Origin of the sequence: Clostridium aciditolerans (assembly GCF_016316925.1) — a bacterium.
Taxonomy (GTDB): Bacteria; Bacillota; Clostridia; order Clostridiales; family Clostridiaceae; genus Clostridium_AM; species Clostridium_AM aciditolerans.
Window position 1 is genome coordinate 305,457 of the sequence record NZ_JAEEGB010000005.1, and the last position, 15,071, is coordinate 320,527.

Below are 15,071 nucleotides of genomic sequence, written 5' to 3' on the forward strand. Positions count from 1 at the left end.
AAATTAAACGTTTTGGCACTTTAAGACATATGCTGGTGGAACATTAAGTAGAACCCTTTCATAATCTATATCCTTAAAATAACTGGCAATATACTCTTTCTTTAGTAAAGTATACTGAAATGTAATAAATAATCCACCATTTCTTAATACAGTTCTTGTTTTCTTCAATATTTCACTAGACACATCTTTAGGCAAGCTTGCAAAAGGTAATCCTGAAACTACATAGTCTACTTTTTCAATATCATATTCTCTCAGATATTTATCTATATTTTGTGCTGAATCATTTATTATTAATATATTATCATACTTATTATACTTATCCTTTAGTTCTTTACAAAATTCTTGGTTATATTCAAGTAATATTAATATTGTGTTTTTTCCTTTATTCTTTACAAGCTTGTCTGTAAAAGCTCCCGTGCCTGGACCATATTCCACAATACATTTTGCATTTTTAAAGTCTATGTCATTAACCATTCTATCCGCAAGCTTTTCTGAGCTAGGAGCCACAGCTCCTACAGTTCTTGGTGATTTAACATACTCCATTAAAAATTTTATCCACTTCATACTAACCCTCCTGTATTCTTTAGCAGATAAGCAATTTATAACTGCTTATCTGCTTAAATCTCACTTACAGGCTTAGTATAAAATACGAATATTAAATTTCCATTAGAAAATTCCTTAAGAATTCTTAAGTTTATTTAAAGTTTTTCTAATATTTCTAGAACTAAATAGAAGATCCGAAATCTGGACCTTCTATCTAGACTGATTTATATTGTTTTTGCTCCTTATTCCACAGCCACATTGAGTATATAGTTATAATTAAAATAATTACCCCAGTTACTATGGTGTTATTGTTAGGAGATAAAATACTGCTTCCAAGAAAACTATACAATAACATCAGTGGCATATTTGCCAGTACCACTGTGAAGATAAACTTTCTATAGCTTAATCCTGCAGAACTAGCTAAAAAGCAAGCTACCTCGGAGGGTGCTACTGGACACACTATACCAATTGCTAAAATTCTCGTACTATTTTTAAGTAATTGGTTGTATAGTTTAGGATATTTGTTAACTAAATAGCTTTGAATACTTGAGCTAACTAGAGCCCTTGATGCTGCATATATAATGCTTTCACTAAGCATAACTGAAATTAAGGTAAGAGCAAAAGCTTCTAGCGGATTAAACATACTACCACCCAAAATCATGAATGCTACACTAGGGATTAAAGCGGCTACCCGTACAGTAGATAACGTAATAAATAGTATTATTTTATAGCTGCCAAAACTGTCAAGAAACTTATTTAAATTACCCATATCTCCATTCAATAGATTAAGTTTGTAAAAAATATATATCAATGTGGCCCAAACTGCTATTACTAAAAACTTGCTAATTTTTTTCATATCAAATTCACCTCATATGTAATTTCTAATTACTATTGTAGATGTGAATTCTTAAATATCTGTACAAATAAATCTTAAGGTTTATTAAGAAAGTTATAATTTCCTCATAAGAATTTCCGTATTATAGATAAAAACACCTAAGGATGTTTTATTCCCTAAGTGTTTTTCTCTTTATTAGTGACCTTTTTTCTTCTGCTTTTTCTTTTCTTGTTTCTTTTGAAATTTAATTTCTTCTTCTCTCTCACGTTTTTCTTTTGATAACACCTTGCGTTCAATTTTTCTAGTTTCACAATCAAGCTTTAATGCCTGCTGTGCCTTCGTTCCAATACCTTTCTCCTGTAAAGCTCGTCTAATTTTTCTTTGCATTCTTTTAGGATTAACTTTAGTCTCTGCTTTTACATCAACTGATATGGAATTGCTAAATTGAAGTTTATAGAAGTTTTTCAGGATAAACTCATATATCTCATTGTCTTTAGGTTCCTGCCCAAAAACTACTCTGCAAATTTCAAGCTTATCTTCCTCAAGCCTTTCAAAAACTCCTACCCAAAATGGATCATCAAAAAAAACTGTAAGTTTAATCATGTTTATCCTCCTGTTATTTAGCTTAAATAGAGAAGGGACAACCCCAGGAGGGCAGGTTACTGACGGATTTATCCGCATTCGGACTACCAACCGAATCGTGTTTTTATCTCAAAGCTGCTAATTTTTATTTACATTATATCATTTACATATCTTATGCTCAACAATCTTAAAGTCTACTTCATTTTTTTCATTTCCTTCAGCAATTAAAACTTTAACCTAAACTGATAAGGGTTTCTTTTACCAATTTTCATAATGTATTATATCTTCAAGTTTCTTACGTGGGCGGGCTTTTGGTGTTTCATCTGCATAGCCAACAGGAATAATACCTACTACATATTTGTCCGAAGGTATATTTAATATTGGTCTGATATCTTCCTGTACAAACCACGCAACCCAGCAAGTACCTAATCCTAAATTTTCAGCTTCAAGCACTATATGCTCTATTGCAATGGTTGCATCTCTAATTATAAGCTTAAGCTCTGGCTGCGGACTATCTTCATCTAGTGTTATGTCTATATCATCATTTATTCTTGCGCGTATATCTGCCACACATACTATATGAATTGGAGCATTACTCATCCATTTTTGATCGTGAGACGCCTTTCCTAATTTTTCTCTAGTCAAATCTGATTTGACTATAATAAAATGCCAAGGTTGCGTGTTGCTGCCTGATGGGGCAATTCTTGCGCTTTCGATTAATTGAAGAATTTTTTCATCTTCTACTGGTTTATTACTATACTTTCTTATACTTCTACGGGTTTCAATTTCTTTAATCATAATATTAGCCTCCTATGATTTTGCAATTTTATATTTAATATTAAAGTTTATTAATATTTAATTTCATAAGTTTTATTTAATTCCTTTAGTTCATCTTTAAATTTTTCTCGAACCCATAAAGGTTCTATAATTTCCATGCTATTAAAAAATCTAAAGGCAAGAGAAATATAAAAATCCGGCTTAGTTGTTTTCACATCAATCATATAACTGTCAGTCTCTTCTTTAACTTCACCATATTTAAAAAACACATAGTCTTTTATGCTAGGATATAGATTCTTCTTTATTCTTAACTTTATGAGTATGCTATCTTTATCTTCATAGGCTTTTTTAAAACAGCAAGTGCTGTAATAATTTCTCATATTGAAATCCTCAGGTGAATCGAAGACTTCATTTAATAAAGAAATGCTATCTATTCTCTCAATATTTAAATGAACTTTTGAATTGCTCAACTCTGAAAATGCAACAATATACCATATGCCATCTTCAAACACAATTCCATAAGGTCTTATTATCTGCTCTACTAAACTTGAAGAAATACCTTCATCATAACTTACCTTTATTTTAAAGTTATATTTTAAGGCTTTTTTTACAATATCAAATACATAAGAGTTTTCAATATTAATATCATTAGATTTTATATCAAAAACTATTTTCTTTTGGACATCCTCAAAATCTTTTTTAAAGCATTCATTTACAATATTCTCAATCTTTAAAAATGCAGAATTAGCAAAAGCAGTATAGCCTGGAATATTAATTATGTCCACTATTTTTTTAGCTAGAAGCAGAGCAAAAACTTCATCCTTATTAAACATTATTGGTGGTATAAAATAATCATCTAATAATTCATAGCCTCCTTCACTGCCTGGATAAGATACCACAGGTACATTCATTTCACTTAGAGCCTGCATATCTCTATAGATAGTCCTAATATCAACTTCAAAAGTTTCTGATAACTCTTTTGCAGTCATTTTTTTCTTGTTCTTTAAGGCTAAAATTATAGCCATTAATCTTTCTATTTTCTGCATGTCGAATCACCATGTATGAAAGTGTACTTTTGCTTCATTATATCTATTTGCTGATGCTTTTTTTTCTGCAGGATATCCGATGGATATAATGGAAACAGGAATTATTTCTTCTGGCAGTCCTAATATATCTTGAACATTTTTAGTTCTTGGTTCTACAGGATATATACTGATCCAAACTGCACCGAGTCCTTTTGAATGAGCAGCTAGCAGTATATTCTGAGTTGCAGCAGAACAATCCTGAACCCAAAGGTTAGGGCTTCCCTTATAAACATCTAAATCTTCACAAACTGCTATAGCTACTGAAGCGCCTTTAAGTGGAGCTGCAGCCTGCTTTTCTTCGATTATTTTATTCATTTTCTCTTTGCTTCTTATAACTAAGAACTCCCAAGGTTGCATGTTATTTGATGAAGGAGCAGCCATTGCAGCTCTTAAAAGTTCCTTTACCAATTCATCAGAAACTTCCTTTTCCTCATATTTTCTTATGCTTCTTCTTTCTAAAATTGCTTGCATAGCTTCCATAATAGACCTCCTCATATTTCTTTTAAGTTACGAGTGACTCTTAATCATTTACTATCTTAACTAGCTTATACTAATAGTAACATAGCAATACTGACACAAACCTGTCAGTATTAATATTTATATTTTATAAATTTTTAGTATTTTAATTTTTAACCAGCTGGTACATCTTTTTATTATATTATTTTTTAGGATGATAAAAATTTTGTTTTTTACAATATCATTCAAAGTACTTATCTATAAATTTGATAATACCAAATTTTAAACTCCATTGTAAGTATTTGTATTGGATAATCTTCGCCTAAAAAGGGAAACATAGCAACGTAAATAAAATTTAATGTTTATTGGAGGTAATTATGGCTAATATATTTGGAATTTGGGGCGATGAAGATAAAGATAACAATAACAACAAAACTGAGAATAGGACAGAAAATGCTGAAAATGAAAAACTTAGTCTTCGCCAAGAGCAGTTAGATATCAATAAAAATAAGGTTCAAGCGGGCGAGGTAATTTTGAGCAAAGACGTTGTAGAAGAACAAAAAACAGTTGATGTTCCCGTTACTCATGAAGAAGTTGTTATTGAAAGAAGATCTATTAATAATGAAGCCACTGACTCACCTATTGGCTCAACAGAGAGCATTCATATTCCTGTAAGTGAAGAAAAAGTTGAAGTTGGCAAACATACAGTAGTAACAGGAGAAGTTTCAGCTCATAAGCGTGAAGTTGAGGAAACAAAAAAAGTGGAAGAAACTTTAAAAAGAGAAGAGGCTCGTATTGATACAGAAGGCAACCCTAACATAGTATCTAATAGTGAGAATAATATGCAGTAAAGAATAATAAGGCTAGGCGCAAGAGCACCTTTCAAATCGCAAAAATGATTTGAAAGGTGTTTTTTAAAAAATATATTAATTGCTTAACTTATAATGTAAATTCTACAAAAGATAAATTTGGAGGGATTAATATGTCAAACAAATTATCATTTAATAATGATGGAATTTCTAACACAAAAATTCAACTGCACGAGGAGAAATTAGATATTGCAAAAAAGTGGGTACAAACTGGAGAAGTAAACATACACGAAGAGGTTTTAACAGAGGAAAAAAATATTACTGTACCTGTCAATCGTAAAGAACTTGTCATTGAGAAAAAAGGATCAGATGGAAATTCTGAAGCTATAAGGATACCGATTAGTGAAGAACGGGTTGAGATTACCAAGCATCCAATAGTTCTAGAAAACGTAGAAGTTTTCAAACGCCAATACCAAGACATTAAACCTGTTGAAGAGACTTTAAAAAAAGAAAAATTACATGTTGAAACTACTGGTGATGCTGCAGTTATTTATAATGGATCTGAAAAGCATTTATAATTCATATATTATATAAAAATACTTAAGCAGGAGTCACGCCCTAAAGTGACTCTTTTTTTATTTTCCTAAATTTCTGTTGCTTTTATATTCTGTAACAATAAATAAATTAAGTACATATTATATACTGCATAAACACAGCTATATACACAAGATAACAAAATGGAGGTAATAAAATTGAAAGTATCAGTCAAAGGTAAACTCTTTTTATCCTTTGGGATAATTATTATTTTAACTCTTACCTTAGGTGTATATTCTATATTTGCAATTAAATCAGTAAAAAACAAATCTAATGAAATTAATATAGTATGGTTTAAAGGATTGGATACAGCATATGCAATAACTTCAGCAGCATCAGATTTAAGAGGTAGAGAGTACAAGCATATACTGACCAGCGATATTAGTAATAAAGCAGATGTTCAAAAAAGCATGGAAAATTACAAAAATATAATCAACAGTAAATTAGAAGAATATAAAAAAACTGCTGTATTAGATGAGGATATTAGATTATACAATGAAGTTAAAAAGGAATGGGAAGCATATCTTAGTATACACAATAAAACCCTTGAATTAAGTAATAATGGTTACACCAAAGAAGCAGAAGCATTAACTGTTGGAGATGGATTAGTTGAGTACAACAAGCTTAGCAAAGCAGAGATGGATCTTATTAAATTTAACCAAGATAACGCCCAAAAAGCATATAGTTTAAATGTAATGGTATATAATAGAGCTAAATTAATTCTTCTATCAACGCTTATAATAATAATTCTTCTAAGTGTTATAGTTTCTTATATAATAGGTACCGGGATAGCTAAAGGTTTAAAAATAGCTAACGGCTTGTTAGATAAGACAGGCAAATATGATCTAATCTATGATCAAGAGGCTTATGAAAAATTTAAGAATTATAAGAGTCAAGATGACATCTCATTAATGCTAGAGGTATTAACGAATATGAGGTTGGAATTAAGAACTTTGATAAACAACATTAAGCAAAGCTCAAAGGAAACAGTTGAAAATACTGAAAGCATATCCATCATAATTAGTGACACTGCTCAAGTATTAGAAGGTGTGGCAAAGGCTACTAATGAAATTGCCCAAGGTTCTACTGAGTTGGCTAAAAATGTTCAAAATGGTTCAGAAAAATTAAATAAGCTATCAGAGGAAATTGACAAAGTAGCAACCAGTACAGATATAATGAAAAATTGTATCAATATAACATCTAGCGCTAATAAAGAAGGCTTAGAATGTGTGCATAAATTAAAAGAAGCTGTTAATGATAACATTATGGTGAGTGAAAAAATAGCACATCAAATTAAATTACTATCTAATAAATCAGAATCAATAGGCAAAATAACAGAGACGATTAAATCAATTACAAGTCAAATAAATCTTTTATCTTTAAATGCTGCAATAGAAGCTGCTAGAGCTGGTGCACAAGGGCGAGGTTTTGCAGTGGTTTCTGATGAAATAAGAAAGCTTGCTAATGAAACTGCACTTTCAACTAAAGAAATTGAAGAAATAATTAATGAAGTTAGAAGTGAAGTTATTATAGTAGAAAATCAAATGATTGAGACAAGCCAGGTAATATCTAAAACAACAAACGCATCGAAAGAAACGGAAAAAGCTTTTGAATCAATTGATGCTGCCATTGAAGATATAATATCTCAAATTACTTTACTAATACAAAATATCTGCAATATCGATGAAAACAAAAATAAAGTTGTAGTTGCCATTAGTGAAATATCTGCAATAGCAGAACAATCAGCTTCTGCAACGGAGGAAATTTCTGCTTCAATTCAAGAAGAAGCCTCTTCTATAGAACAAATATCTAATTCAGCTATTAATCTAAAGAATATCTCAACCGCCTTAGAAGAGCTGATAAATAAGTTTAAAACGTAATTTTAAAATAATACAGCGTATTATTTTTTAGAGGACAGAGGACAATTGACAGAGGACAGTGAAGGAGGATTTTTCTTCGATACACTACGAAAAATCTTTAATTTATAAGAAACTCCTGCTCTTTTGTTTCGCAGGAGTAAGCGATCATCTCAAAATCAACACTCTGTGTAAGTGACTATCACCAAATCAAAGATTTGGGATATCTACTTAAGATTTTGGATGTCTGCTTAATTTAGCGATGTTTTGCATTAGCAAAACAAGCCTAAAAAATAAATTAGTTTTCTGACGCAAGGAAGAAAACTCACCTTCACTGTCCTCTGTCCTCTGTCAATTGTCCTCTGATAAAAATTTTGTATCGCAAAATTTTTATACTGTTAAAGCGAAAGTTCCTTTAATAATTTATTTCTATTACCTTTAAATTGAAAGCACATCAACCTGCCGCCATCTTCAAAAACCATTAAAAATGATTGTTCATTTTCTGGAAACATAATAATAACCTCATCTACAAGAGCATTTAACCATCTGTCTTCTATTTTTACAGAAGGACTCAAAGGAATTCTAACTGCATATCCTCTGTCTGGAATTGGATTAAATTTGCTGTATAATCCATCTATTCCTTGAAGATAACTTACAACCGTTTCCTGAATCTTGGAATTTGATTGAATAATTCTTTCCACCTTACCTTGATTTATATTGAAGATTTCAATATTTTTATGTACTTCAGCATGAACATTTGTTGAAAGGGATACTATAACAATTAGGCTAATAATTAATCTTTTGAACATCGCCACCACCTCATTGTTAATATCCCCCAAAGCATACACAATTATTGATTAAATAATTAGAATTTTAGCTTACACATAGCCCCTTGAAATCACCTTTAGATATTCTTCTCATTAATAAAATCTAATATATCCTTAAAAGAACTTGGTTTCTTTATATAATATCCTTGTATATTATCACAATTCATTTTCTTTAGAATCTGAAACTGAGTTTCTTCTTCAATGCCTTCTGCAACAACATCAATACCAAGTTTATGAGACATTACAATAATTGATTCTACCATTTTTTGATTGTGTATGTTACTACTTATATCCTTAATAAATCCTTTATCAATTTTAAGTGTATCAACCGGTAACTTACCTAAATAGGATAATGAAGAAAATCCAGTGCCAAAATCATCAAGAGAAATTTTGATTTTTAATTCTTTAATTTGTTTCAGTTTAATAAGTACTTCCTCTAATGAATCAATCATAACATTTTCAGTTATTTCAATTTCTAACCATTCCGACTTAATCTTAGTAGAGTCTATTATATCAATTAATGTATTTAAAAAATTTGAATCTTTTAATTCAATTGGAGAAATGTTTACTGAAATAATAAAATCACGTTTGTACTTTTCATTTACTATTTTAATAAATTCGCAGGATGTTTTTAAAATCCACTTTCCTATTTCGATAATCATTCCATTTTCCTCAGCAATAAGTATAAAATCCAAAGGACTTACATTGCCGATATCCTTGCTATTCCACCTTACTAATGCTTCAAAACCTCTTATTTGCTTACCTGCATCAACCTGCGGCTGAAACAAAAGCATAAATTCATTATTTAATAATGCTTTTCTTAGTGCTTGCTCTATGCTCACTTCTTTTTGAAGTTTATTTTTCATTTTTGAATCAAAAAATCTATATGTGTTTTTACCACTTTCCTTAGCTGCATACATTGCCGTATCAGCGCACTGTATTAGTTCAGAAATTCTATTTCCATTTTCCGGATAAACCCCAATACCTATACTTACTGTAATATTAATAAGCTTACTCGTACATTCAAAAGGTTCAACAACACTTTCCATAATTTCTTTTATGCATAAATTTATTTTTTCCTTAATTCTATTGTCAGGAACAACTAAAATAAATTCATCTCCACCTAAACGTATAAAAATGTTATCGTGTGAAATATTTTTTTTAAGTCTTTTACTAAATTGATATAACAGTTCATCACCTAATAGATGTCCATAAGTATCATTTATTCTTTTAAAGTTATCCATATCGAAGTATATAATGCCTAGATAATTATTTGGATTTTTCTTTATTAGTCTTTTAAGTTCTTTAAACATAAAAGCTCTATTGGGAAGCCCTGTTAAATTATCTGTGTATGCTATTTTTTTTAATTTCCTATCTCTTTCTTTAATCTCTTTGGCCATAAGGTTAAAGTTATCAATTAACTCATCAAATTCATTGTAGCTTTGCTTTTCAATGTTATCATAGTGTTCTCCTGATGCAATTCTCTTTGTTTGATCGTTTAACTCTTGAATAGCATAAACAATTTCATTTGCTCTTACAAAAGTAAGAATTGTAGAAATAACTAAACATAATACTAATAAAATAATCAATAATAAAATTAAATATTTAACTAATATCCAAACCTCATTTGAAGGTTCATATACTATAACATACCAACCAGTTGCCTCTATTCTAGAGGCATTTACAAAGACTTTATTACCATCATAATTTAGAGTAGCATGATTAATATTTTTTGCAATCATATCTTTAATTTCATTAAAATTTGCTTCCAGTTTTCTTTCATTAGCCAAATTAGGATTTTTGTTTGAAATAAAAATACCATGTTCATCTGTTATTGCAATAGTTATTTTATTGCCAAAATCCTTGATAAAATCACTCGATAGTTCTCTTATTCTATTCAAGTTTAAGTAGCCAACAATTATCTTATCTTCACTTGATAAGGCTAATGTGATAGTTGGCTGATTTGTAATTATAGAAATGCTCGGTTGAGACCAATATACTTTATTATTTTTATTTACATATTTTAAAAAATCTTGTCCAAGTCTATCCTCTCCTATAGTATTTGGCGTTAACGGAGTAGCATGTACCACTTTACCTTTATTATTTACAACTTCAATTCTTTGAAAAAAATGATGGCTAGCATCTATCTTTTCTAAAGTAATATTTTTATAATCTCCATTATTATCTTTTAATATTAACTCTATATTCTTAAGTATCTCAAGTGGTTCATCTAAAGTCTTATCCATATAGTTTGTAAAAGTATTTACTATAATAGAATTTTTCTCTATAGTATCCTTATAAAAATAATTTATTATATTTAAGCTAATAAAATATCCCAAAAGCATAATAGGAAACACAATAGCTATAAGATTACCTTCAACTATTGAGAGCCACAGTCGTTTCCTTTTCTTAATTTTCATTTTTCTACCACCTTAGTAAATTCGCCATTTATAATATGATAAATGTACTCTGTTCGCTCTGCATCTCCATAGGCACTAATATAAATTTCTCCCTGAATGCCTTTATACCTTGATTTTTTAATAATTGCAGATTTTAATGTATCTGATTTTAAATTAGAAGAGTTTTTTATTGCATCTTCTAATACTTTTATAGCTTCATAAGAAAATATTGATGAAAATGTAGGTTGACTTCCAAACTTGTCTACATATCTTTTTTTAAATCTTAAGTAATCTTCAGAGTTAGAGTTATAGTCAACAAAATTTACACCATAAGCTCCTTCTACTGTTTGTCCTCCTTGCTCTAGCAAGTCATTTGTCATTGCCCAGGTTGGAATAAATACCTGTAATTTTACATCTTCTTTTTTTATCTTCTGGCACCAAAGTGCAACCTCATCTGCAGACCCTAAAATTAAAATTCCCTGTGCTCCTGAAGAAGCTATCTCTCTTATAAAATACGGAAATTGATCTTGTTTATTAATGCTGAACTGTGAAGCATAAGAAACTCGACCATTTAACTTTCCATACGCAACTTCAAAATCCTTCTTCCAATTCTCTGTAAATACTCTATTATCCTCTTCATATAGTATTGCAACCTTAGAAATATTTTTATTAATCATTGTTTTTGCAATAGAGTCTGCCTGCTGCTTGTTTTCTGGAATCATTCTAATAAAATAATCATCTCTATTAGAAAGTTCATCTACTGCTATAGTAGGACTAATCATTAGTATTTTATTTTCATTAATATAGGGAACCGTTAACTCTGCCATAGAACTTGTCATATGTCCAATAATTGCTGTGCAGCCTTCTTTTGCTAAATCCTTATCCACTTGAAGTGCTGTATTCTTATCATTTTTATCATCCTTCGACACTAACTCTAACTTTCTGCCATTAATTCCACCGCTTTCATTGATTTCTTCAACAGCAAGAGCCGCACCATACATTCCATTTACGCCCAGTTCCGAGTTTCTTCCTGTAAGTCCACCTACATATCCTATTTTAATAGGCTTATTGCTGCAACTAGTTAAACTAGAAACTAGAATTATGATACTTATTATAGCTAAACAAATTTGTTTAGTCATAATTACAGTCCTCCTTTCTCTCTAACATATGCTTACAAAACCTGTAAAATCTAATTACCCACTACATTAGTACAAATTACAATAGCTCAAGAATCTTTTCGTATTTAAACTCCCCTGCCAATTTTTTTAAGTTTTCAATTTCTTTGATGTTAATTTCATTTATATTGCTTATTAGTTCATTTATTTCATCAACATCTCCATCTAATATTGCTTCTTTTAATTTTAGCTTAGTTTCTTTATCTAAAGAGCATGCTTCTTTTTCATTAGAATGAATGTCATTATTTTTATTTTGTCCAAGCTTTATATAACTTTTCTCTTTACTGTTATTTGCAACAGTAACTGGTATAAAAAAGTTAAACTCTGAACCTTTTCCGTATGTACTTTTTAAAGTGATGATGCCCTTTAAAAGTTCAACAAATTCTTTTGTTATAGTTAACCCTAATCCAGTACCACCTTTAGAGTATTTTGTATCATATACTTGAGTAAAATCATCAAAAATTTTATTGAGATTTTCCTCTGCTATTCCTATGCCAGTGTCCTTCACAGCTACGTACAATAAGCTATTATTTTGCTCATTCTTACTATTTATTACTACAGATACACTGCCTTTGTCTGTAAATTTTATGGCATTCCCAATTAAATTAATCAATATTTGTCGGAGCTTTAGTTCATCAGTAATTATGATCTCTGGAACATCATCATCAATAAAAAAATTCAAATTAATGTTCTTATCCTTAGCTTTTAAATAGAATATATTTTTCAAATCTTCTATTAACCTATATATATTGAATTCACTAAGATTTATAGATGCTTTACCCGCTTCTATCTTTGATATTTCAAGTATTTCATTTATCATTTTTAATAAATGCTCACCAGTGCGATTTATAGTTTCAACCTTACTCTTTTGTCCTTCTGATAAATTGCTGTCATTTAATAATAATTCTGAAAAACCAAGAATAGCATTTAAAGGTGTTCTTATTTCGTGACTCATATTTGCAAGAAAAGTGCTTTTTGCTCTATTAGCACTTTCTGCTTCTATTTTAGACTTTATTAACTCTTCTTCTATGAGTTTTCTTTTAGTTATATCTTCTTTAACAGCTACAAAGTGTGTTATTTTTCCCTGTGAATTGATAATTGGCGAAATTGAAGATTCTTCCCAATATATTTCTCCATTTTTTTTCTTATTTTTAAAAGTTCCCTTCCATATTTCACCTTTCAGAATAGTACCCCATAGGTTTTTATAGAACTCTCTAGTTCCTTCACCGGAACTTTGAATCTTTGGATTTTTACCTAAAGCCTCCTCTTTTTTATAACCAGATATTATTTCAAAGGCGGGATTTACATACTCAATAATTCCATTCTTATCTGTGACTACTATACTTACGGGACAATAAAATACTGCTTGAGCTTGCTTTTTTAACTCTATTTCATTTTTCTTATTGTTGGTTATATCATTAATAACACTTACAAAATATTTAGGGCTTTTATCATTATTACGAACTAAAGAAACAGTTATGTTAACCCATACAATAGAACCATCTTTACGTATATATCTTTTCTCTGTGTTGTAACCATTAATTTTGTCTGTAATAAGATCATTTACATAGTTTAAATCTACATTTATATCCTCTGAATAAGTAATATCTTTAAAAGATTTTTCTTTTAATTCCTCTTCACTGTATCCGGTGATTTTGCAAAAAGGTTTATTAATCATTAAAAAGACCCCATCCGGTGATACCTCTGCAATGCCTACTCCAGATAGTTCAAATATACTTTTATAAAACTTTTCACTTTCTTTTACTTCATCCCTTATACCTTTACTCATTTTTATTATATATCTCCCATATTTTCTCTTATTCTATTAAACTCTTTTTCCACGTTCAAAAATGCATCTATGATAATGGGATCAAAATGTTTTCCTTTACCTTCCAATATAATTTTCACACTTTTTTCATGTGAAAAAGAATCCTTGTAAACCCTCTTAGAACGTAAAGCATCATATACATCAGCTACAGCCATAATCCTCGCGCTTAATGGTATATCAGCTTCACTAAGCCCCATCGGATATCCACTACCATCCCATTTTTCGTGATGTCCACCAGCAATCTCAACTCCCATTTTTAAAAAACTGTTTTTAGTTAATTTATTATAGGCATCCTTTAGGTAATCTCTACCAATATCTGCATGAGTTTTCATTATTTCAAATTCTTCAGGAGTTAACTTACCAGGCTTTAAAAGAATTCTATCAGGTATTGCTATTTTCCCTATATCATGAAGGGGAGAGGAGTTAAAGATGTTAATAATAAAGTTATCGTCAATTATATTTTTAAATTCATCTTTTTTTTGCAATTCTTCTGCAATTATCTTACAAAAATTTTGAGTTCTTTCGATGTGTCTTCCAGTATCATCATCTCTTGCTTCTGCAAGCTTTGTCATAGCTGCAATTATTGATAAATGCCCTTTGGAAATTTCCTTTACCTGTTCTGATACAACTTTTTCTAATTCAGAATTGTATCTTTCTACCTTCTTTTGCAAATATCTTATAGTTAAATGAGCTTTTACTCTAGCTCCAATTTCTCTTGAATCAAAAGGCTTGGACACATAATCAACGCAACCTACTTCAAAAGCTTTAACTTTATCAAAAGAATCTGATAAGGCACTTACAAATATTATAGGTATGCTTTCAAATCTTTTATCTTTTTTTAGAATTTTACAAACTTCATAACCATCTATATCCGGCATCATAACATCAAGTAAAATAAGATCTGGAGGATTATTTAAAGCTGCTTTTACTGCCATTTTCCCATTAGGTAATGCTTTTATCTTGTAACCTTGATTTTTCATTATATTTACAAGCAGCATCAAATTTTCAGAAACATCATCAACTATCATAATAACTGATTTTTTTATATCTTCATCCATTTCGATCACCTCTTTTTTAGTCTTATTTTATTACTTTGCCTATATTATTACAACGATTATTACCGCATTATTCCTTCTAATTCTGAAACAATTGGAACTACCATATAGCTATAAACAAAATTGTATTAAATTGCCACAGGTTATAAGATTACTTGTTAACATAATTTATAGCTACCTAAAAACAGATTTTGATATAAGCTTTATTATTTGCAGAATAAAAAAATAAACGGCAGTTGAATTTTAACTA

General features: G+C 29.9%; 14 protein-coding genes. 3 read left to right on the forward strand and 11 right to left on the reverse strand.

Features of this window, described 5'->3' with window-relative positions:
• Positions 1-3 precede the first annotated feature (3 nt).
• The 6 genes from I6U51_RS05130 to I6U51_RS05155 form a co-directional block, all read right to left on the reverse strand.
• Complete coding sequence (locus tag I6U51_RS05130) at positions 4-564, reverse strand: class I SAM-dependent methyltransferase (protein ID WP_211141541.1); 561 nt, start codon at positions 562-564, stop codon at positions 4-6.
• A 193-nt stretch (positions 565-757) separates the two neighbouring features.
• A complete protein-coding gene (locus I6U51_RS05135) occupies positions 758-1,399 on the reverse strand; it encodes a TVP38/TMEM64 family protein (RefSeq protein ID WP_211141543.1) in 642 nt (213 codons plus the stop codon).
• A 174-nt stretch (positions 1,400-1,573) separates the two neighbouring features.
• On the reverse strand, positions 1,574-1,981 hold the full coding sequence (locus tag I6U51_RS05140) for a YjdF family protein (RefSeq protein WP_211141545.1): 408 nt from the start codon (positions 1,979-1,981) through the stop codon (positions 1,574-1,576).
• Between the two features lie 237 nt (positions 1,982-2,218).
• Positions 2,219-2,758, reverse strand: coding sequence for a nitroreductase family protein (locus tag I6U51_RS05145; protein ID WP_211141547.1), 540 nt, complete (start codon positions 2,756-2,758; stop codon positions 2,219-2,221).
• 50 nt (positions 2,759-2,808) lie between these two features.
• A complete protein-coding gene (locus tag I6U51_RS05150; protein ID WP_211141549.1) occupies positions 2,809-3,783 on the reverse strand; it encodes a helix-turn-helix transcriptional regulator in 975 nt (324 codons plus the stop codon).
• 6 nt (positions 3,784-3,789) lie between these two features.
• Positions 3,790-4,293 (reverse strand): nitroreductase family protein, encoded by a 504-nt coding sequence (locus tag I6U51_RS05155; protein WP_211141726.1) that lies wholly within the window; start codon positions 4,291-4,293, stop codon positions 3,790-3,792.
• Between the two features lie 362 nt (positions 4,294-4,655).
• On the opposite strand from I6U51_RS05155, the gene I6U51_RS05160 reads away from it, so the two are divergent.
• The 3 genes from I6U51_RS05160 to I6U51_RS05170 all read left to right on the forward strand — a co-directional run bounded on the left by I6U51_RS05160 (position 4,656) and on the right by I6U51_RS05170 (position 7,561).
• A complete protein-coding gene (locus I6U51_RS05160; RefSeq protein WP_211141552.1) occupies positions 4,656-5,129 on the forward strand; it encodes a YsnF/AvaK domain-containing protein in 474 nt (157 codons plus the stop codon).
• 131 nt (positions 5,130-5,260) lie between these two features.
• A complete protein-coding gene (locus tag I6U51_RS05165) occupies positions 5,261-5,665 on the forward strand; it encodes a YsnF/AvaK domain-containing protein (RefSeq protein WP_211141553.1) in 405 nt (134 codons plus the stop codon).
• Between the two features lie 174 nt (positions 5,666-5,839).
• Positions 5,840-7,561, forward strand: coding sequence for a methyl-accepting chemotaxis protein (locus tag I6U51_RS05170; RefSeq protein ID WP_211141555.1), 1,722 nt, complete (start codon positions 5,840-5,842; stop codon positions 7,559-7,561).
• A 374-nt stretch (positions 7,562-7,935) separates the two neighbouring features.
• Here I6U51_RS05170 and I6U51_RS05175 read toward each other — a convergent pair whose 3' ends face one another.
• From I6U51_RS05175 to I6U51_RS05195, 5 genes are all read right to left on the reverse strand, one after another.
• Entirely contained in the window at positions 7,936-8,346 is a 411-nt protein-coding gene (locus I6U51_RS05175) for a hypothetical protein (RefSeq protein ID WP_211141557.1), read from the reverse strand.
• A 95-nt stretch (positions 8,347-8,441) separates the two neighbouring features.
• Positions 8,442-10,784 (reverse strand): bifunctional diguanylate cyclase/phosphodiesterase, encoded by a 2,343-nt coding sequence (locus I6U51_RS05180; protein ID WP_211141558.1) that lies wholly within the window; start codon positions 10,782-10,784, stop codon positions 8,442-8,444.
• Complete coding sequence (locus I6U51_RS05185) at positions 10,781-11,902, reverse strand: ABC transporter substrate-binding protein (RefSeq protein ID WP_211141560.1); 1,122 nt, start codon at positions 11,900-11,902, stop codon at positions 10,781-10,783. The genes I6U51_RS05180 and I6U51_RS05185 overlap by 4 nt, the downstream gene beginning before the upstream one ends.
• Positions 11,903-11,978: 76 nt before the next feature.
• Positions 11,979-13,727, reverse strand: coding sequence for a PAS domain-containing sensor histidine kinase (locus I6U51_RS05190; RefSeq protein WP_211141562.1), 1,749 nt, complete (start codon positions 13,725-13,727; stop codon positions 11,979-11,981).
• Between the two features lie 5 nt (positions 13,728-13,732).
• A complete protein-coding gene (locus tag I6U51_RS05195) occupies positions 13,733-14,824 on the reverse strand; it encodes a response regulator (protein WP_211141564.1) in 1,092 nt (363 codons plus the stop codon).
• Between the last annotated feature and the right edge of the window lie 247 nt (positions 14,825-15,071).